The sequence below is a fragment of the Geobacter sp. genome (genome assembly GCA_009684525.1).
In the GTDB taxonomy this organism is placed as follows: Bacteria; Desulfobacterota; Desulfuromonadia; order Geobacterales; family DSM-12255; genus Geoanaerobacter.
Genome location: WKKR01000002.1, coordinates 506,804 through 526,931, shown reverse-complemented (window position 1 = coordinate 526,931; position 20,128 = coordinate 506,804). Strand labels below are relative to the sequence as shown.

The 20,128-nt window shown below is 59.2% G+C and carries 18 protein-coding genes and 3 tRNA genes; 8 read left to right on the top strand and 13 right to left on the bottom strand.

The window, feature by feature from the left end; genetic code table 11:
• Positions 1–14 precede the first annotated feature (14 nt).
• The gene (locus GJT30_08565; protein ID MSM39654.1) at positions 15–4,466 is read right to left on the bottom strand and encodes a CxxxxCH/CxxCH domain-containing protein; all 4,452 of its coding nucleotides are present in this window, start codon (positions 4,464–4,466) and stop codon (positions 15–17) included.
• A gap of 407 nt (positions 4,467–4,873) precedes the next feature.
• On the opposite strand from GJT30_08565, the gene GJT30_08560 reads away from it, so the two are divergent.
• From GJT30_08560 to GJT30_08550, 3 genes are read left to right on the top strand one after another with little or no spacing between them, the layout of a single operon-like run.
• Entirely contained in the window at positions 4,874–5,782 is a 909-nt protein-coding gene (locus GJT30_08560; GenBank protein MSM39653.1) for a PhnD/SsuA/transferrin family substrate-binding protein, read from the top strand.
• Between the two features lie 6 nt (positions 5,783–5,788).
• Positions 5,789–6,325, top strand: a complete 537-nt coding sequence (locus tag GJT30_08555) for a hypothetical protein (protein MSM39652.1) — start codon at positions 5,789–5,791, stop codon at positions 6,323–6,325.
• Between the two features lie 4 nt (positions 6,326–6,329).
• Positions 6,330–7,397, top strand: coding sequence for a YedE-related selenium metabolism membrane protein (locus GJT30_08550; protein ID MSM39651.1), 1,068 nt, complete (start codon positions 6,330–6,332; stop codon positions 7,395–7,397).
• A gap of 17 nt (positions 7,398–7,414) precedes the next feature.
• Here GJT30_08550 and GJT30_08545 read toward each other — a convergent pair whose 3' ends face one another.
• Complete coding sequence (locus tag GJT30_08545; GenBank protein ID MSM39650.1) at positions 7,415–8,152, bottom strand: cyclic nucleotide-binding domain-containing protein; 738 nt, start codon at positions 8,150–8,152, stop codon at positions 7,415–7,417.
• 1,175 nt (positions 8,153–9,327) lie between these two features.
• Here GJT30_08545 and GJT30_08540 point away from each other — a divergent pair.
• Entirely contained in the window at positions 9,328–10,005 is a 678-nt protein-coding gene (locus tag GJT30_08540; protein ID MSM39649.1) for a PEP-CTERM sorting domain-containing protein, read from the top strand.
• Between the two features lie 446 nt (positions 10,006–10,451).
• Here GJT30_08540 and GJT30_08535 read toward each other — a convergent pair.
• The 5 genes from GJT30_08535 to serS form a co-directional block, all read right to left on the bottom strand.
• Positions 10,452–10,528, bottom strand: a tRNA-Arg gene (locus tag GJT30_08535).
• Positions 10,529–10,549: 21 nt separating this feature from the next.
• Positions 10,550–11,044 (bottom strand): DUF2155 domain-containing protein, encoded by a 495-nt coding sequence (locus tag GJT30_08530; protein MSM39648.1) that lies wholly within the window; start codon positions 11,042–11,044, stop codon positions 10,550–10,552.
• 34 nt (positions 11,045–11,078) lie between these two features.
• Positions 11,079–11,171: transfer RNA gene (locus tag GJT30_08525), tRNA-Ser, on the bottom strand.
• A gap of 33 nt (positions 11,172–11,204) precedes the next feature.
• Positions 11,205–11,290, bottom strand: a tRNA-Ser gene (locus GJT30_08520).
• Between the two features lie 6 nt (positions 11,291–11,296).
• The gene (gene serS / locus GJT30_08515; protein ID MSM39647.1) at positions 11,297–12,565 is read right to left on the bottom strand and encodes a serine--tRNA ligase; all 1,269 of its coding nucleotides are present in this window, start codon (positions 12,563–12,565) and stop codon (positions 11,297–11,299) included.
• A gap of 84 nt (positions 12,566–12,649) precedes the next feature.
• Here serS and GJT30_08510 point away from each other — a divergent pair, with 84 nt between their 5' ends.
• Both GJT30_08510 and thpR read left to right on the top strand, forming a co-directional pair.
• Complete coding sequence (locus GJT30_08510) at positions 12,650–13,708, top strand: CapA family protein (GenBank protein MSM39646.1); 1,059 nt, start codon at positions 12,650–12,652, stop codon at positions 13,706–13,708.
• Positions 13,709–13,719: 11 nt separating this feature from the next.
• Positions 13,720–14,259: an RNA 2',3'-cyclic phosphodiesterase gene (thpR, locus tag GJT30_08505; protein MSM39645.1), complete on the top strand. Its 540-nt coding sequence runs from the start codon at positions 13,720–13,722 to the stop codon at positions 14,257–14,259.
• 51 nt (positions 14,260–14,310) lie between these two features.
• On the opposite strand, the gene GJT30_08500 is transcribed toward thpR, so the two are convergent.
• From GJT30_08500 to GJT30_08490, 3 genes are all read right to left on the bottom strand, one after another.
• The gene (locus GJT30_08500; GenBank protein ID MSM39644.1) at positions 14,311–15,039 is read right to left on the bottom strand and encodes a DUF1847 domain-containing protein; all 729 of its coding nucleotides are present in this window, start codon (positions 15,037–15,039) and stop codon (positions 14,311–14,313) included.
• An 86-nt stretch (positions 15,040–15,125) separates the two neighbouring features.
• Positions 15,126–15,419 carry a hypothetical protein gene (locus tag GJT30_08495; GenBank protein ID MSM39643.1) on the bottom strand — a complete coding sequence of 98 codons (294 nt, stop codon included), beginning with the start codon at positions 15,417–15,419 and terminating at the stop codon, positions 15,126–15,128.
• A gap of 78 nt (positions 15,420–15,497) precedes the next feature.
• Positions 15,498–16,010, bottom strand: a complete 513-nt coding sequence (locus GJT30_08490) for an NUDIX domain-containing protein (GenBank protein MSM39642.1) — start codon at positions 16,008–16,010, stop codon at positions 15,498–15,500.
• 264 nt (positions 16,011–16,274) lie between these two features.
• Here GJT30_08490 and GJT30_08485 point away from each other — a divergent pair, with 264 nt between their 5' ends.
• Both GJT30_08485 and GJT30_08480 read left to right on the top strand, forming a co-directional pair.
• Positions 16,275–17,339, top strand: coding sequence for an oxidoreductase (locus tag GJT30_08485; GenBank protein ID MSM39641.1), 1,065 nt, complete (start codon positions 16,275–16,277; stop codon positions 17,337–17,339).
• A 49-nt stretch (positions 17,340–17,388) separates the two neighbouring features.
• Positions 17,389–18,399, top strand: a complete 1,011-nt coding sequence (locus GJT30_08480; GenBank protein ID MSM39640.1) for an acryloyl-CoA reductase — start codon at positions 17,389–17,391, stop codon at positions 18,397–18,399.
• Between the two features lie 32 nt (positions 18,400–18,431).
• On the opposite strand, the gene GJT30_08475 is transcribed toward GJT30_08480, so the two are convergent.
• The 3 genes from GJT30_08475 to GJT30_08465 all read right to left on the bottom strand — a co-directional run bounded on the left by GJT30_08475 (position 18,432) and on the right by GJT30_08465 (position 20,024).
• Positions 18,432–18,881, bottom strand: coding sequence for a DUF2127 domain-containing protein (locus GJT30_08475; protein MSM39639.1), 450 nt, complete (start codon positions 18,879–18,881; stop codon positions 18,432–18,434).
• A 101-nt stretch (positions 18,882–18,982) separates the two neighbouring features.
• Positions 18,983–19,642, bottom strand: coding sequence for a DUF480 domain-containing protein (locus GJT30_08470; GenBank protein ID MSM39638.1), 660 nt, complete (start codon positions 19,640–19,642; stop codon positions 18,983–18,985).
• A gap of 91 nt (positions 19,643–19,733) precedes the next feature.
• A complete protein-coding gene (locus tag GJT30_08465) occupies positions 19,734–20,024 on the bottom strand; it encodes a DUF2288 family protein (GenBank protein ID MSM39637.1) in 291 nt (96 codons plus the stop codon).
• Between the last annotated feature and the right edge of the window lie 104 nt (positions 20,025–20,128).

The window sequence follows — 20,128 nt, the reverse complement described above, 5'->3', positions numbered from 1 at the left end:
GATCACTCACCGGATTACTGCCACGGTGTCACGTTGTTCCACCGGGTATCGGTGGGGAAATTGCTGGTGCCGTCACTGTCTCCGTGACAGCTCACACCCTGGTTGAACGAGTATTTCCCCCGCGGGAACCCCTGGACGCTGCCGCAGCGCCAGCCGCTGGTATTGGGCGTACCGCCGGACTTCACCTGACCCCGGTGCGTCCAGTCGAGGCAGTTGGTCTTCATCAGGCGCGGCAGCCCGGAATTATGCGGCTGGTGGCACTTGGAGCAGGTAAAGGAGTGCTCGTCATTGGCACCCCAGCCTTTCACCGACTCATGCACGCGATCGAGGCTCTTCATCGACGTGTTCTTGTTCACGCCGTCGGTGAGGTTCCCCTTTTTGTGGCATCGGAGGCAGAGGCCGGCAAACTGGCTGTCACTCTCGTTCACCCGTTTCGTGTTGTCGGTCATGGTGGAGAAGGTATTCCGGTCGCTCCGCCAGGTCGGCTCGGCATAGACATAGCTGGAGCCGAGGGCCGTCTGGGCGCTGTCGTCCTGGTACGGCGAGGTGAGCCAGGTCCCCTTCAAAAGCGGAACCGCATAGGATCGGTTGCCCCCCAGCGTCGGGCTCACTCCGTGCGGGTCGTGGCATGGCGTACAGAGTCCGCCGATTCGGTCTTGTGCTGCCGTGGTGTAGTTCAGCATGCTCGACGCCTTCAGGTGGCCGCCGACAATGGTCTTCTTCGTGTCGCGATAGGTAAAGCGCGCGATCGAGCCCTTCATCCCTTGACCGAAGCGCTCGGTATCGCCGTAGCCCATGATCGGCTTGGTCGCGCCGAAGGTGGACTGGTAACCCCAGGGTGTGGTGCCGGCATTCTGCGTCAGGTGGCAGTCGAAGCACTGCCCGGCCCCCGTGTTGTAGGGGTTGACGGAACCGCTGTCGGCATTGCTGGAGGCCTTGTAATTCATGGTATAGCCACCCTTGCCCGCCTGGGTTTCTTTCAGGTTGGCACCGTTTCTGGTACCGTTGAAGGTGACGTAGCTGGAGGTCACTCCAACCACCTTGGAACCGTGGGAGCTGTGGCAGTCGAAACAGTTGACGTTGTAGGTACCGTTACGGGAGTTGCTGATGGCGCCATCGTAACCGGTGGCCGTCTCCCAGCCCCCCTGGTTGGCCTTGGCATTGCCATGGGCAGAGAAGGCCTTGGCCAGGGTGTCCTTCTTGTTGGCCTTGGCAAAGGTCGTGGAATTGTATTTGCCCCACGGCGTGGTGCCGAGCTGGCTGTACCGGGCAGCGATGCTCTGACCGTCCCAGGCGTACTGGCGCGGTGTCTTGCAGTCGCCGAACGGCTGGGTGTCGTTGTTCTGGTCGCTGTGGCAGGAGATACAGTGGTTGTTGACCTTGGACGATTCGGCGCGGGAGACGGCAACATCGCTGCTACCGATATTCGACGCCAGGAAGCTGATGGACGTGGTGCTGTTGTAGAATGTCGGCCTGATCCCAGCCTCCCAGACCACCAGGTCGACCTTGGCGTTTTTCACCGAAGAGTAGTTCTTGTAGTTGTAGCCTTCGTGGTGCTTGATATCGATCAGCCCCTCGGGGGTCGATTCCCAGTGACAGGCGTAGCAGTGCTTGTTGTTGGGATCTATCCCCTGGATATGATGCGAGTTCGCCTTGAGCTGGCTCATGACGTCCATCCGGTTGCCGATGATGCCGCCGTGGCACTTGGTGCAGTCGCGGGGGAGGCCGAAGCCGGAGTGCCGCGGTACCGGCTTGTTCAGGTGACAGGTGTTGCAGGCCAGATCATCGGCGTGACTGTCGGTGAACCGGTGCTCGTGGCAGGAGGTGCAGATACGGCCTGCGTTGTGCCCGTCGCCGCCGTCACTCCGGTAGTGCTGGCTGCCAGCGGCATGGCAGACGTTGCAGATCCCGTCGTAGGGAGCATTGATCCGCGCATAGTCCAGACCGCTCTGCTTGCGGGTAAAGGTTACCGTGGCCCGACTGAGCGGCTTGCCGAAGGTGCCGTCGGTGGAGGTAGCCACCTTACCCTGGATCATATAGATGTTGGTGTCACCATGGGGATCATGGCAGTCCCAGCAGAACTTGCCCCCCTTCCAGACACCGTTCTGCTGGTAGGCACGGTAATGCTTGTAGCCAAAATGGACCGACGATGCCCTCGCCTTCTGCGGCTTGATGAACCCGGTGCCCGGATCGAAGCCCAGGGAGTACTTCATCGGATTTTCAGGTGGTGCCACATGGCACTGGTTACACTTGCCGCCGGTGTCATCGTCGTGGCACTGCAGGCAGACCCCCATCATTTCATACTGGTTTCTGACATCTTCCTTTTTGGCGGCATCCCAGAAGCCGGCGCCTGTCTTGTGCAGGCTGGCATCGCTGTCATGGCAGCCTGCATTGCGGCAGCCGGTAGTAACCAGGCTGTTGCCGTGCTTGGTCATGACCGATGAATAGGAAAGCTGGATGGCAAGCGATTCGCCCGAATTGTGGCAGCCGAGGCACTCGCTTTCGAGCCCCTCCATGTGGCAGTAGACGCACTCCTTCTCGAACCGCTTGCTGAACTGCGGGTGCTTGCGCAGGCGGAAGGGGTTGGTGCCGTCCATATGGAGGACGTTGTTGTCATGGCAGTACCAGCAGGGGTTGCCGGGGAAATTGGCTGGAGGGTTGCCGGATGCCGGGTAGGGGCCGCTTGCCAGCTGGCGGCCATGACCCGTGGTCTGCCATTCGTTGAGATTGATCTTGGCCCGGGTGCCGTTGAAGATCATGCCGAAATCGTCATAATCCGCCGCGGTGGTGCCGTGGCAGTTGAGACAGATCACGCTCCGCGTCACCGAGTCGCCCCAGACCGGGTCGGTCCCGCCGGTGTGGCATACCGTGTTGGTGCAGACCTTGGTCACCGGGTCGTAGGAGCCGCCGTTCAGGAAGACCACGTCCCGTGACTTGTTCACATGGTAATTGGCGTTGATATGGGCCACTTCTCCCATCTGCCCCGTGGGGATGCCGGTCTTGTGGCAGTCGGTGCAGATGCCGTTGACAACGGTTGAGGCATGACAGTTGTCGCAGGTAAAGCTGGTTTCCGTATGCCGCGGATGGGAGTTTGCCCGCGGCATGCCGGCGCCTTCATTGGCAAACATCGGGATGGCAGCCTTCCACTCCTGGCCGGAAGGCCAGCCGGTCTTGACCGTCCAGACCTTGCCGGTGGTGTCCGTACGTCCGTCATGGCAGCCAGCAGACGAACAGCTGCCGCGCGGATGGCCGTGGCAGGTATTGCACTCCGTTTTCGGTTCGGTCCAGGCAAAGGGGCGCACGGTTTCGGGGTTTGCCGTGCCGTCGCTGTGGCAGTAGACGTTGTCGCAGATCTTGGTCTGCGGATCGTAGGAAGGAAGCGGCCTGCCGACGATGTTCCATTGCGGCGACATCTCCACGTCCCGCGCACCGTTTACGTGCATGGACTGGTCCTTCAGGGTGCCGTCCGCGTTGGTGGTGGCATTGTGGCAGTAGTAACAGGAATACTTGCGAACCCACTGGGGTCCGACCAGGCGCGCATGACCGTTGGAGCTCATGGTCAGGGAAGGGGTGCAGATCTGACTCGTGCTGTCCCAGTTCCCCCCCGACGCGCTGCAGTCCGCCTGGGTGTTATCCTCTTTGCGCCCGCCGTGGCAGGAATAGCATGTGGTCGTTCCCTGGCCGCTCCACCGCGGCGTAACCCGCGGCGCTCCGCCGGCACCGTTGCTGTGGCAATAGAGATTCAGACAGCTTCCCGACCGTGCCGGGTTCTTGCTCGGCAGGAAATCGGGATAGCTCACGTTGCCGGAATAGCGTCCCTGGGCATTGACCCCGCCGAACTGGACAGCCAGGGGGCGCGTGCCGACATCAGCCGCATGCGCCAGGGGATTGGACTCCTGGGTATGGTCGGAATGGCATCTGCTGCAGCTGTCGGTCCCGGTGCCATAATATTCGCCATGCTTTTTGCCATGGCTGCCGGTGGCGGGCGGGGCACCATGACAGGTGGTGCAGTCGTTTCTGGCAAGCGTGGGGCTTCCCCAGGGGGGGGTGAGGGTTTCAAAGTGGCAGTTGACGTTGGAGCATTGACCCATGTCCGGAAAGGCGTTCTGCTGCCAGGCAGTGGTATGGTTGGTATAACGGGTAGCTGCGGGAGAGTTGTTGAGCCGCGGGGCAAGGGTCACGACGCCGTCCCGGTGCGAGGTGGTGTAGGCATCGCTTCCCGGATGGCAGAGCGTACAGCTCGCCGGACCGGCACCCGGCTGAAGATGGTTTCTGTGATTACCCTGGAAGCCGCCGCTGGTAATATTCCGGTATGCTGCGTCCAGCGGCCGGAAATCCACCGGATTCCTGGTCCCGTGGCAATCGTAACACTGGATCGTCGCCTCGGCCCTGCCGACCAGCAGACATCCCACTATGAACAGAACCAGCACAAAAACAAGACGTTCCCGCCCTCTACTATCATTCATCAAGGTATACCCCCAGCGCTGCAGCTTGAGCTATTCCGTCATATCACGATACCGCTCCGTCATCACCACTCACCTCACCCTTGACGAGGCAGCGAGATAACTTATCGGCAGATAAGTATATTTTAGTTACCCCTGTACATAAAAAAAATACAGCACACTGGAAACAGAATTTTACTATGCGAAATCACGGAACGGCCCGACTCGACATCATGACACGCAGAATCGGTCAACAACGGCATTTACAAGGGGATATTCCGTTATCATATTAATTTTGATGCAAAACTTTTACCCCACTCTCATTAATGGACATATTATAATCATTATATTACACTAATTTAGCTCACAACTGACCACTTCCATTCCCAAAAGGCACCAGGTTTGCTATAGTACCAACCATGCTCACGACCATGCGTACTGCCTGCCATCGCTTCTTCATCCTGCTAACCGTTGCGCTTCCGCTCTCCTGTGCCTCCTGCGACAGCATCTCGGAAAAACCGACCGTCAAGATAGGCTACATGAACTGCAACAATCAGCAGGAGACCATGCAGCGATTTCGCCCACTGACCCGCTATCTCTCCGAGAAGGTCGGCGTCAATTTTGTCGCGGTCCCGGTGGACACCCACGACTTTGAAACGCGCTTCAAGGCAGGGGAATTTGCCATCACCCACACCAATTCGCTCCTCTATATCGTCCTGAGAGAACGCTACGGTACCAACCTGATAGCTGCCGAGAAACGGGGGCAATTCGGCTCCCGCAGTGCAGGTGCCATCATCGCCCGCAAAGGAAGCGGCATTACCCGCCTCAGCGACATTCGCGGCAAGCGCCTCGCCTTCGGACCGATGCTCGCCCCCACCGGGTATCTGGCCGAATACGACCTGATGCTGGCAGCGGGCATCAACCCCGAATCGGATCTCGCCTTCTATTCCATCCCCTCAGGCTCCTACAAGCACGAAAAGGCGATCTATGGCGTCCTCTTCGGCCAGTACGATCTGGCTGCCGCACCGATGCTGGACCTGGAAGTCATGACCCGCGAAGGGAAGATCTCGCCGGACGATTTCACCATCGTGGCGCAAAGCAAGCTCATCCCCTACTGCACCTTCGCTGCAGCCAAGGAAACCGACCCCGGCCTCACGGAAAAGGTCCGCAAGGCCCTGCTGGAACTGAAACCGACCGACACTGTCGAGATGGACGGCGAGCGAGTAAAGGTGATGAAAGCGGCCTGGATCGACGGATTCGAGGTTCTCACCGATGCGGAGTACAATCCGCTACGCGACATGGCGCGACACACCAACATGCCCCCATACCAGCACTATTAGGCAGACATGCTGAACGACACCTACGACAGGCTCCTCTGGATCGGCATCGCCCTGGTTGTGGTTGCCATTGCCCTGCTCCCTTTCATGCAGCGTGACGACTCCACGCAGAGCGCAGCCAGGTTACTGGGAAGGGCTAACGACCAGCAGGCCATTGTCGAGGCCCGCCGTTACCTGCTCCGTCAGCGATACGAACCGGTCGAATTGCTGCTGCAGCAGGGCCGGCCCCAGCAGGCGCTGCTCAAGCTCGAAGAGCTCTCCCGTACATTTCCCGGCGACGCCCACGCCTTTATCCTGCGCGGCCAGATCCTGGCAGACCTTGGCGCGCCTGCGGAGGCTGCGGCATCTTTTGCCCAGGGAATCCGCCTCGATGGCAGTTACGTGGACAAGACAAGCCCTCTCTCCCGACGGAACGCCATCAGCCGCCTGGTCGACGGCATCCGGGCCAAGGCTGCCGCCTCATCGGCCGGCACAGCTTCTGCGGCGCCGGAGATGGCGCAGAACCTCCGCTACCTCCAGAGTCGCCTGGCCGGAGGGTGCGAGTAACGACATGAATCTACCCGACCGACATACCGGGACGATTGCCGTCACTGGCATGGCCATGGGACTGCTCGGGGTCATGCTGGCCTATTGGGGTAATCCGGAAAACTCCGGGATCTGCATCTCCTGCTTCATGGAAAACAGCGTCGGCGCACTGGGACTGCACGACAATGCCCGCCTGCAATACCTCCGTCCCGAGCTCCCCGGGTTCGTCATCGGTGCGGTGCTGAGCGCCATTGCCGCCAGGGAGTTCAGGCCACGCGGCAGCTCGGCCCCAATGCTCAAGTTCTTTGCCGGCCTGTTTCTCATCGTCGGTTGCGCCATTTTCATCGGTTGCCCCATCAAGCTGCTGCTCCGCCTCACCGCAGGGGACCTTACCGCCGTTGCCGGCATGGCAGGCCTGACAGCCGGGGTCTGGACCGGGCTCACCGCATTGGACCGGGGCGTCGAACTAGGTGAACAGAAACCCGAAGGATCGCTCAACGGGATACTCGTTCCGGCTCTGTTCTGCCTGCTTCTGCTGTTCATCTTCCTCCGCCCCTCTTTTCTTGCCCTTTCCAACGAGGGGAGTTCTGCCAGGCATGCGCCCCTTATCGCATCGCTCGGCAGCGGACTGCTCCTGGGAGTGCTGGCGCAGCGGAGCAGGTTCTGCATCACCGGCAGCATGCGCGACATCATCCTCATGGGGCGCCGGGCACCGCAACTCGTCGGCCTTGCGGCATTCGTCACTGCCGCCGTCTGCGCAAGCCTGGTCACCGGCGGCTTCCACCTGTCGCTTTACGGGCAGCCCGGGGCGCACCTGGAATACCTCTGGAGCTTTCTCGGCATGGGTCTGGTGGGATGGATCTCGGTACTGTTCGGTGGGTGCCCGTTCCGTCAGCTGATCAAGGCGGGTGAGGGTGATGTGGACGCCGGCCTGATGGTATTGGGGATGGTTATGGGGGGAGCACTGGTGCAGGCGTGGGGAATTGCCGCAACAGCGGCAGGCGTCTCCCTGAACGGGAAAATGGCTCTACTGGCGGGGTTTGCCTTCATACTTCTTATTTCATTGCTGTACCGGCGGCGTTGCACTCGCTAGCACATTCGTAAGCAGCGCTATGAGTCCCCGGACAAAGCCAGATAGAGTTCGCAGCGGGCGATTTCCTGGAAGAATTTGGGCAACAGCTTGATCCTTCTCCCCTCGACCATCTCGATCTCGCCGTTGTTCTTCATCTTTTTCAGCATCCGGGTCACGGTCTCGCGGCTCACCTGCACGCGATCCGCTAGTGCCTGGTGCGTAAAGGGTGCATTGATGATGACCCCGTTGCTGTTCGGCACCCCCAGGGTCTTGCCGAACCGGGCGAGCGTGACCCTGATTTTCGACTCTGCATCATTGGTCCCGATGATCGTGTGAAACAGCCAGCATTCCCGCAGCCGCCGGCACAGCTCCGTGATGATCCCCTGCATCACCATGACATTCTCCCGCAAAAATTCGTCGAACAGGCTCTTGGTCAGCAAGAGGACCTTGCTGTCTTCCATGGCAATCACCGTGGCAAAATCGGTTTTACCATCGAGAATCCCCATGTCGCCGAAATAATCGCCCCGATGACGGATGGCCATCACGCGCTCCTGACCCTCCCGCGTGATCTCGACTACCTTCAGCCGACCGGCGAGGATCACGTACATGAATTGTTCCTCTTCATCCTCAAGAAAGACGGTTTCCCCCCGCTGGCAACTGTAGGCATTGGTCCTCTCCAGCAGGGCATAAATTTCCGCATCGCTGAAGTTGGCAAACAACGGCACCTTCTTCAACAGCGACAGCACCTTGTCCCGATTGAAACGTGTCCTGATCATGGAATCTCTTCCTCCAAATGGACGGAACCCGGCACAGATATGCAACGGGGCACTGCATCCGGTTCCTGCCTACTACATTCGGCTCATGAGATCCGGATAAAAAGTATTATGCACAAGTATATATTATTTCAATCTAACATTCAGCTCTGGTTCTACGCAATCATGAAATATTATACAGCCCGGCAACAGGGGAACGCCACCTTTCAGATGCATTGACGACACTCGTCATGTCGACAAAATTGACACGAAAGGGTTTTCCACGCACCCTGTTGATAACTTGCCGTCAGCTGTGGAAACGTTTCCATAATGGCACGAAAATTTGAGATCTTTTCCTCCTTGCCCAGAGAATAGGCTGCGCCCGTAACTACCCGATATGACGTGTCAATACATATTTGAACCTGTATACAGTTCTGTCAAAAAAACAACGCGCATGGAGGGCTGAAAACGACAGGTAAAAAGTGGATAACTTTCACCTCAGTCATGAAAACGCCATGTTTTTCGTTACGGGTAAACAGCATACAATATATTAATATTATCGTATTAAGGCGGCTTTTCCATTATTGTCCTATTGTATCAACTGTCATCACCTGTAATCCCTCGTCCCGCGCCTATCTACAGGCGTTCCCATATGTGACACCTAAGTACAACCATTGCCCAGTTTACACCCCGTTTTTGCCAATTTTAATACACTTTTCACCCTATTTTGGGCCATGTTTCCGGACTATATTCCCGGCTGTCGCGCATGACACATAATCCAATAGGGCAGAGACACCAAGCAGACGGGTAGTCCCCCCCTGGCCCCTTTGTTTTGAGCGGGTTTGACAGCAAACATTCCCATAACCGTGCAGCGTGATTCCCCCCCCAGGTGTATCGGATCGGCAGCGTATTGATACGCACACCCACACACACCCGACCGTGTAGTTAAACTCCAGCGGCCCCTATCCAACCATTTTATCGAGCAGCGTGTGGGATTATTACCAATGTCAATACTGTCGGCGTTATTTACAAACATACTACCCGAAGAATTTTAACCGCTATAAATGCCACTGAATCGGTGAGTTACCCGCATGGATACAAACTTGCATTAAACACTTATAATCAACTCAGATGTCCTGTTAGTGCTTAAAGCGAGTTCAAAAGTAAATGTTACTAAACTTAAACAGGGGGGGGGTAAGATGAGATACTGGGTAGGGATAGTAATTGGATTTGCCTTTTTAGGCATTGCTGAGGTGTCTCAAGCAGTAGTTTTATTTGATAATGGGCAGTATTCGGGACATCAATCAAATATTAGAAATATTATCGAACCTGGTTTTACACAAATGATTTATGACGATTTTACATTAGATCGTGACTACGTTATTACCGGGTTTAAATGGTCACAACATGATGGAATAAATATGGTTTATATCGCAACAAATTTGACGATATTTAATGGTCTCCCTATTGAAGCTAACACACTAATAAATAGAGATATCATTGCAGAGAGAACGGAGAATAATACAAATGTATTATGGGATAATTGGTACGGCTATGATTATTCAATACATAATCTAAAAATTAATCTGGCAGCTGGTACGTATTTTTTGGGTCTAAACTCAGTGATAGGAACCGGCGTCGAAGCTATTTGGGACGATTCAAGTTGGGATGAAACCGATGGTAATCTTTCAACAATACCTGGTAGATACATCATGAATTATAATTTCACAGAACCTGGTTCATTCTCATGGTGGCAAGACTCAGTTTTTGAGGTTATTGGTCACCCCGCCCCTGTCCCCGAACCCTCGACAATATTCCTCTTGGGTGCTGGGCTTGTCGGTCTTGCGGCATACGGCAGGAAGAAAAGCAAAAAATAAGTCGGAAAATTTTACACTTTTTAAGGGGGGGGGTGTCCATCACGGATGCCCCCATTATTTCATTTGCGTGATCCGTCCACTATTCACACTAACGCTGCATCGTCCTATGCCACCCCCAGACCTCAGCATTCCTCAACATTTCCAGATATTTATTGCGCGGCCAAGAAGAGGGTATGTATCTGCGGCGAGCAGGTTGTCTTATGCCCCCCCCGATACAGTTGACTCCTCTTTTAGACAATCCTCTTTTAGACAAAGGTACACGCGGCCTATGGGACGGTATAGCTGACGGGAACAGTGACGGGGGTAGAGGGGGGTGGTTAGTCTGAACTTTCCACTCTGCAACATTTGACCTAAAAAGAGATGTATGCATTTAGAGGGAAAGGTTGACCAAAATGAGCATCAACAACAAAGGGGCTAGACATTGCTGTCTAACCCCCTGCTTTTTTTGGCGCGCTTGGAGAGATTCGAACTCCCGACCTACGGATTCGTAGTCCGTTGCTCTATCCAGCTGAGCTACAAGCGCGTATGCCTATCTGGTTGTTCGTCAGCTTGCCGGGACGAAATCAACCAGGGAAAAACCGTACAAAGGATGCTGAAAAGCATGGGTTGTGGGGTAGAGAGAAAACAGCCACCCTTTGAAAATCTCGTGATCCCCTTCGCTGATCCTGACCTGCGCCGCAGGGTTCTTCGGCTCGTTGGAGAGCGAAGTCAGCGTCGTCCCCTCCATGGTGAAGTGGGGCAGGAAGTTCTCGACCTTGATCTTCAAGGCCGTGTTGGGAATCGAGATGCTTGAACCGAGAGGAACGGTGTAGACCGTTTCCTTGTTTGTCTTCTTGTCGTTAACCGCTATTCTTACGGCCTTCCACTTTCCCTTGACCGACTCGGGGACCACAACCGTGGTTTCTTTCTTAGCCATCTGGCCAGGTTGAGAAGTGGCAGGCTCACCGACCTTTTGTTCTTCTTTCTTGCTGCAACCCGTCAGGGCAACAACCCCGACCAGTGCCACGCAAGAAAGAATATGTACAGTTAACCTCACCATTTCCTCCGACACTGGGCGGCGGCCCTTGAATGAATGGCGGAGAGAGAGGGATTCGAACCCTCGATACCGGTTTCCCAGTATACTCGCTTAGCAGGCGAGCGCCTTCGACCTACTCGGCCATCTCTCCTAACACGTTTTCTGCACTATCGTCAACAAGATATGGCGGAGGGAGTAGGATTTGAACCCACGGAACTTTCGTTCAACGGTTTTCAAGACCGCCGCCTTAAGCCACTCGGCCATCCCTCCAAACCTTTAGCTGATCCGCTCCTGACCACCCATGTAGGGCCTGAGGGCTTCCGGGATCATTACCGAGCCGTCGGCCTGCTGGTAGTTTTCCAACACCGCCACCAGGGTCCGGCCGACTGCCAGCCCGGAACCGTTCAGCGTGTGGACATATTCCGGCTTGGCCTTTTCATCTTCACGGAAACGGATCGATGCCCGGCGGGCCTGAAAATCCTCGAAGTTGCTGCAGGACGAAATCTCGCGGAATGTATCCTGTCCAGGCAACCAAACCTCTATGTCGAACGTTTTCGCCGCGGAAAAACCGATATCACCGGTGCAGAGCTCAACGACCCGATAATGGAGCCCCAACAGCCGGAGCACCTCTTCGGCATTGTCGAGCAGCCGGTCCAGCTCAGCATAGGAGTGCTCTGGGTGGCTGAACTTTACCAGCTCAACCTTGTTGAACTGATGCTGCCGGATCAGCCCCCGAGTGTCCTTGCCGTACGAGCCGGCCTCTTTCCTGAAGCAGGGAGTATAGGCGGTATACAGCAGGGGGAGATCGTCGCCACGGAGGATTTCGTTGCGATGGATGTTTGTTACCGGAACCTCGGCAGTGGGGATCAGGAAGTAATCAACACCGTCAAGGTGGAACAGGTCATCCTCAAACTTCGGCAGTTGACCGGTCCCGGTCATGCTTTCCCTGTTTACCATAAAGGGCGGCAGCATTTCAAGATAATTGTGCCGCTCCGTATGGAGATCCAGCATGAAGTTCAGGAGCGCCCGCTCCAGCCGCGCGCCGGCACCGCGATAGAGCGTGAACCGTGCCCCGGTCAGCTTTGCCCCCCGTTCGAAGTCGAGAATCCGCAGATCCTCGCCAATCTCCCAGTGGGGTTTGGGGGCAAAGGCCATGGCCGGTTTTTCCCCCCAGCGCCTGATCTCCACGTTGTCCGCCTCTGAGGTGCCGACCGGCACAGAGGCATGGGGGATATTGGGGACCATGAGCAGGACGTTCTCCAGCTCCTCCTCGACCCCGCGCAGCTCATCATCGAGCGTCTTGATTTTCTGGGAGACCTCGCGCATCTCGGCGATGCGCCCTTGGGCCTGGCTCTTGTCCTTGATCCGGCTGATCTCTTCGGAAACCTTGTTGCGCAGCGCCTTCAGGGTCTCAGACTGCAGGAGCACCTCCCGCCGTCGGGTGTCGAGTTCCCGGAAACGACCGAGGTCGACACCGCCGCCACGGGTCTTGAGACGGGATTCGACCAGCTCCAAATTTTCGCGGATAAACCGTGGGTCCAGCATAAGAATACCCTTTACCTGTCAGTCGAAGGAAGCTATAGTTTCTAGCACCTGCCTCCATTTAAGTCAACGTTTTTTGGCTCGAATATGCGACGATCCCTGCTTCTCGCCATAGCTGCATGCCTGCTTGCGTACACCCTGGCCATCCCCTCTGCAGGAGCCGATGAGGTGACCATCTCCGCAGTAGGGGACATCATGCTGTCCGGATCGGCCCGCCCCGTGCTGGAGCAACATGGCTATGCCCATGCCTTTGCCGCAACCCGAACTCTTCTCTCCGGCAGCGATATCGTCGTCGGCAACCTGGAGGCGCCCATCACTTGTGCCGGCGCCGAGTTCACCGGGAAGCGTTTCCGTTTCAGGGCGCCCCTCGCGGTCGCACCGGCCCTTCGCCAGGCAGGATTCTCGGTTCTCACCCTGGCCAACAACCATATCCTCGATTTCGGCGCAGCCGGCCTTGCCGACACCCTGGGAAGCCTCCAGGGAAGCGGCATCCGTTTCTGCGGGGCCGGCAGCTCCCTGGAACAAGCCAGGGTCCCTGCCATCATCGAGGCACAGGGGAAGCGAATCGCCTTTCTCGCCTACTCCCTGACCTACCCTGCCGAATTCTTTGCCGGCCCGAAACGGGCAGGGACGGCGCCGGGCTACGCACCCCTCGTCACGGCCGATATCCGCGCGGCGCGCAAAATCGCCGACTACGTGGTGGTCTCGTTTCATTGGGGGAGGGAACTGGCTGGCCGGCCCCAGCCCTACCAGACACGGATTGCACACCAGGCCATCGATGCCGGTGCCGACGTGATCCTTGGCCATCACCCCCATGTCCTCCAGGGGCTCGAGCGCTATCGCGACGGCGTCATCTTTTACAGCCTGGGTAATTTTGCCTTCGGCAGCGGCAGCCGGGCATCGGACCGGAGCATCATCGCCCGGATCACTCTCGATGGGGGCATCAGGCAGGTGGAAGTCTTTCCGCTCAATGTCCTGAACCGGCAGATCCGCTTTCAGCCCAGGGTGCTGGAGGGAGAGCGGGGCGAACAGGTGATCCGGAAACTGAACCGCCTCTCCGCGGGGATGGGAACGCGTCTCGTGAAAAGCGGGCAGCGCTACCTGGTGGCCGAGTTCGGCTCCGGGCAGCACCTGGCCCGCAAGTAGGGGGAAAAACCATGCACAGGCTGTTCGTGGCCATCGACCTGCCGGAAGAGATGAAGCGTGCCGTAGCCGACCTTCGAGGGGAACTGCGCGGGGCAAAGTGGGTGGGAGCGGAGCAGTTGCACCTGACGCTCCGCTTCATCGGCGATGCGGACGACCTTCTGTTGAAAGGGATCGCGGAAGGTCTGGCCGGGATTGCGTGCAACTGTTTCCCCCTTGGCCTGAAGGGAATCGGCTATTTCCCGCCGCGGGGGGCGCCCCGCGTGCTCTGGGTCGGGCTCAAAGCCGGCGCGCAGTTCCTCACCCTGCAGCACGAGGTGGAGCAGGCCTGCAGAGCAGTGGGCATCCTGCCGGATGAGCGCCCCTTCTCCCCCCATATCACCATTGCCCGGTTGAAAGAGACCACGCCCGCCCAGGTGGCGGCATACACCGCACAGCACGGAGGTTTCCAGAGCGAGCCCTTCAAGGTGACGGAATTCCACCTTTACGAAAGCGTCCTTGGCCGTGAAGGGGCCACTCACACACGGGCACGGACCTATCCGCTCCGGGACTAGTCACACCCCCCGCAAAGAGGCGCCGACACAATCATCGCAGAATCCCGCCCCTTACGGCTCCACCTGCACCTGCTGTTTCTGCAGCCGCTTGTAATAGAAGTTCTGCCCATAGAGCACCGCGACCGGGTTGTGGCCGGTGACCCGGTCCTTGCAGACCAGGGTGGTGACCGGCGCCTGGGAGTGCTTGGCGAACAGCATGTCGTGACCGACGCAGAGGCCGACGATGATGTTCATGTCGGTCTGGTGCCGGTTGCAGAGCTGGGCCTGGGCAATGGGGTTGCATGCCGGCTCGAAGGTGCCGGGCCTGACCTTGTCCTCTTCGGCAAGTCCCAGTTCCAGCTTGTCGATGCTCCCGGCCTTGCAGCAGACCGACAGCGGCTCCAGCCCCTGCGCCCGCAGGATGGCCGACAGGTTGTCGGTCTCGGCCAACAGGCCGATACAGGTGGCAATACCGACCTTCTTCCACCCCATCAGCTTGGCCAGGGCAATGGTATCCTCCACCCTGGTCCAGCGGGCATTGACCGCATCGCTTCCCGGCACCGGCTGGTAACAGAGCCCCTCGACCCTGGCCGCAACCAGGGCAAGCCGGGCATCCTCGCTGTCGTCGGTGTAGAGGGCAAACGACTCCTTGATCACCTCGTCGTAGGCGGTCGACGGACAGTTGCCGGGTCGGGGGGGCGCCGTTGCGGGATCGCCACTCCAGCAGTTGGTGGTACCCTTGTTCTGCCATACTGCGCTGCATTTGGCACATGCCAGGGGGGTCTCTTCTCCGCTCGTCATCGGCACACTCCTTGTGCAATCGGGTTTCCGGCATATACAGGCGACAATGAAACCGCCAGACCGGTGCCACGCCTATTAATCAGCCTTCAGGCCCCGGTAAACGCCCGTGGGTATTTTTCCTTTGCCCGCTCCGGCTCGATCACCGCCAGGAGCGGCGGCCCGCCGTTCTTCAGGCCGGGCATCACCGGGGTGAGCTCCCAGAACCGGCCGTCGGCAGGGTCGCGATAGAGCTTGTCCGTGCCGTTATCGGACGTGGCAAGGTGCTCCAGGGATTCGGCAACGAGCCGATTGATCCGCTCCCAGTTGGCGTCCTCCGCCATTGCGCTCCCCAGGTCGATCCAGAATCCCTGCAGAATGGTCTCATCACTCTTCAGCTGCATTTCCGCACCTCCTCAAACATGAAACGTTCAAACCGTCCGGATCATACCCCGAAACAGCGGCAGGCTCAAGACCTGCGATTACGGGATCGGGCAGCCCAGTATCTCCAAGAACTGCCGCACCAGACGAAAGGTTATTCCCCAGAGCACCGGCTTTTCCGCATGAGGCAGGAGAATGGCAGGGGCCTGAAGGGCCTCGCCGGCAAACCTGACCTCTGCCGACACCTGGCGGGCCTCTTCGCAGAGGAGCGCCAGCGGCACCCAGAAGACATCCCGGATCTCGCCGTTGAGCGTCAGGTGCGGCAGGTCGTGCAGAATATAGACGAAACAGGTCACCCGCACCGGCAGGTGCGCCCCCACTATGTCTGAGAGGCGTCCCACTGCCTCGGCGCGCTGCAGGTCGAGGCCAAGCTCCTCCAGGGTCTCGCGCTCCGCGGTCTGGCGCAGGTCGGCATCGTTATTTTCCTGCTTGCCGCCCGGAAAGCCGATGTTCCCTGACCAGGGATCATCCTCATGGGTGGCCCGCTCGATAAAGAGGAGCTCGGGACCCTCCTGCCCCCGACGTATCACCAGCGCAACGGCCGTGAGAGTCATCTTGCCCGCAGGTGCGAGGGAAACGGTGGCTGTGGCCAGGCGTTCGCGTATGTGGTCAAAGGTCATGACAGTCGGCATTGGCAATCATCACATTTCGTACGGGCCAGTGTCCCTTTCGGGTGGGGAACCCGTCACATCTCTATATCACAGAACTACACCGAATCGCTTGATTTTATCGCATGACGGCTTACTCTTGTAGCAGATTTTGTATTCTGCCGCGCAGTTCGATGCGGCCTCATCACCTGTCTATCAAGGAGAGATCCCATGAGCCGACTCTTTTCCCCACTGTCCCTGCGCAGTGTCACCTTTCGTAACCGCATATTCGTCTCCCCCATGTGCCAGTATTCGAGCCAGCAGGGCATCCCCACCGATTGGCATCTGGTTCACTTGGGGAGCCGCGCCGTGGGGGGTGCCGGTCTGGTCATGGTCGAAGCAACGGCCGTCAGTCCCGAAGGGCGCATCAGCCCGGACGACAGCGGCATCTGGAGCGACGAGCATGCCTCGGCCTTTGCCCCCATCACCCGCTTCATCGCCGAACAAGGAGCAATCCCCGGTATCCAGCTCGCCCATGCCGGGCGCAAGGCATCCACCGATCTCCCTTGGCTCGGCGGCGGGCCGCTCACCCCGGACAGCCGCGGCTGGCAGCCGCTGGCGCCGAGCCCGGTACCGTTTGCCCCCGGACATCCCGTCCCCCAGGAGATGTCGACGGTCGATATAGCCGCCGTGGTGCGCGGCTTTCGCGCCGCTGCCAACCGCGCCCTGACGGCCGGCTTCAAGGTCGTCGAGATTCACATGGCGCACGGCTACCTGCTACATGAATTCCTCTCGCCGCTGGCCAACCAGCGCACCGACGAGTACGGCGGGAATCTGGAAAACCGTCTCCGGCTGCCACTTGAGATCGCACAGGCAGTGCGCGAGGTCTGGCCGGAAGAACTCCCCCTCTTCGTCCGCATCTCGGCCACCGACTGGGTGGAAGGCGGATGGGACCTTGCCCAGTCCATCGAGCTCAGCCGCCGCCTGAAGGCGATCGGCATCGATCTCGTCGACTGCTCCAGCGGCTTTGTCGTCCCCGACGCCGCCATCCCCTTCGGCCCCGGCTTCCAGACCCCCTTTGCCACGGCAATCCGGCAGCATGCGGAGATTGTCACCGGCACGGTCGGCATGATCCTCGAACCGGCCCAGGCCGAGCAGATCATCGCCACCGGCCTGGCCGACGCGGTATTCCTGGCGCGGGCAATGTTGCGCGACCCCTACTGGCCCCTCCACGCAGCCAGGGCATTGGGGGTGGAGATCCCCTGGCCGCCGCAGTACGAACGCGCAAAGTCCTGATACGACAAGTGGAAATGACTGCGGCAACCGCGCTGCGAAGGGGTGAAAGATGGTAAACAATGAACTCAGGTTCAAGGCACTGGTAGTGGAAAAGGAAGGGGATGGCTCGTTTTCCCGGTCGATCCGGGAGCGGACCCTGGCAGACCTGCCGGAAGGCGATCTTGTGGTGCGGGTGCATTACTCGTCGCTCAACTACAAGGATGCCCTCTCCGCCACCGGCCATCCCGGCGTGACGCGCCGGTTCCCCCATACACCCGGCATCGATGCCGCCGGAGAGGTGGTTTCCTGCGACAGCGATCTCTTTACCCCTGGGGACAAGGTGATCGTCACCGGATACGACCTGGGGATGAACACCCCCGGCGGCTTTGGCCAGTACATCCGCATTCCGTCGGCCTGGGGGGTGAAGCTCCCGGCAAACCTCACCCTTCGGGAGAGCATGGCGCTCGGTACGGCCGGATTTACCGCATCCCTCTCCATCCTCAAGCTGATCCAGGCCGGCGTGACAGCCGACTCGGGCGACATCCTGGTTACCGGAGCGACCGGCGGCGTCGGCAGTCTTGCCGTGAGCATCCTGGCCCAATCCGGCTACCGGGTCGTGGCGGTAACGGGCAAACCGGACGCTGCCGACTTCCTGCAGGCACTCGGCGCCCAGGCGGTCATCTCCAGAGACGACGTGACCCGCTGGAGCGAGCGCCCACTGCTGGCGGAGCGATGGGCCGGGGCAGTGGATGTGGCAGGTGGGGAGATCCTGGCTGCGGTGTTGAAGTCAATGCGCTACGGCGGTGCCGTCACCTGCTGCGGCCTGGTCGGCTCGGCCGAACTCAGCCTGAACGTCTACCCGTTCATCCTCAGGGGGGTAAGCCTGATCGGGATCGATTCGGCCCAGTGCCCCCGCCGGACCCGCGAAGAGGTCTGGGCCAGGCTTGCTGCCGGCTGGAAACCGGCACACCTGGAGAGCACCGTGCATGAATGCACCCTGAACGGCCTTGAGGAGCGGATCCAGGCGATCCTGAGCAGCACCGTGCGCGGGCGGATTGTGGTTTCGCTTGGCGAGGCATGAGCACTGCCAAGGCAGCCCGGCCCGTCTCCGACCTATCTCCTGGCACCCTGCCAGCGCACGACCGCGAGCCAGGACACGATGACGAGGTTCACCAGGAAGGTCCCGGCCTTGACCGCGGTTACGGAGCGGGACAGCTCGTAGATCTCCAGAGGGAGGTACATGCCGCCCGAGACGATGCCGAGCCACTCCGCCCAAACCCTCCCGCGCCAGAGCCCCCAGGCCTCGACAAAGCGGACAACCGCATAGGCAAAAGCGGCAAGGGCCAATGACAGCAACCTGCCGTCGGTGACCGACCCTGCCGCCTCCAGGAAGATGCGGGGCATGCGGCTGGCAGGGTTGAAATGGAGATGCCGCACGATCTCTTCGGCAATCCGCTGGGCATCGTGATGAATGAGCCCCAATAGCCCGAACCCCGCGAGGATGATCAGCGCCCCTTTTGCCCCCTCCAGGAGGGCAATAGTATGCAGCCCCGCATCGGCCATGCCCGGATGGCCTCGTCGGCTTTTCCCTTTTCCCTTTTTACGTCCCATGGTCTTCTCTGCGGTACGCCGTGACGGACAACGTCCAGTACGTCGCTATCCGCTTATTCGAACTGACGCCTGAACTCCTCCAACATCCCGCGCAGCACCTCGATCTCGCCGCGCAGTGCAGCGACCTCGGCCTCAAGCCGCCCGATCCGCTCGTTCTCTGCCGCCACCCTGACCCGAGCCGTCTCCTGCGGCGCGACATACTCCTCGGCGGTCATTTCAGGCTCGCCTGAAAAGAGATGGGCAAAGCGTGGCTCCTTGCGCCCGGTCTGGCGGGGAAGCCTGGTCACCAGCGGCATATCGCGCTCCATGAGGGCCTGCAGCACCTCCTCGACGGCTTCCAGGCCGCTAAAGGAGCGCATCCGCTCGGCACGGGTCCGCAGTTCACCCACGGTCTGGGGGCCTCGCAGCATCAGCTCGGCCAGTACCGCCAGCTCTTCCGGCTCCAGGGTAAAACGTTCCGACAGCGAATGGCAATACTTGGCCGCCCGGATCCCCTCGGCTGAGAGCCGGGCAAATCCGCTCCCCCGCAGGACATCCAGGGCCCGGACCACGTCGGCCTCCTCAAGGGCCACGACCGGATCACGGTTGGATTTTTGGTTGCAGGCATTGGTCAGGGCGTTCAGGGTAAGCGGATAGTACTCGGGGGTGGCCAGATCCTTTTCGATCAGACAACCGAGTACCCGCGTCTCGACTTCATTGAGAGTCTTCATCAGGTTCTCCTTGTGTTGTTCAATAGTTCTGCGGCAGAGAAAATGACTGCTTCACCACAGGTGGTCACATCAGCTGTCAGGCGCGCCTGACGGTTCAGTGGCTCTCCTGCATCAGCACGAACGGACTCACGATGAGGACGGCAAAATTCTTCTGCGGCTGGCCTTCCCAGGCAGCCACCTGCTCTTCCGTCGGCCTTCCCAGCAGATGCGCTTCAACCCATCCCTGGATCGACCGGGTATCGTCAGCCGCCATCCGCTCCCCCACCTCTGCCAGGTCGAGCGACCGGTCCACGACAAGCAACGCCCCCCGCTCCCCATGGGCACGCAGCCATTGCCATTCTGCCACATCCACCTCAAGGGCGAGCTTCTCCCTGGTCATCGTCATGCCGCGCGCCTCCTTGCCCTCATTCTCTCTACCAGGCGCGCAGTATAGCAGCAGATGCCGTGCAACGCATGCAGAATATTCCTGTGCCGGGACAGGAGAACGGC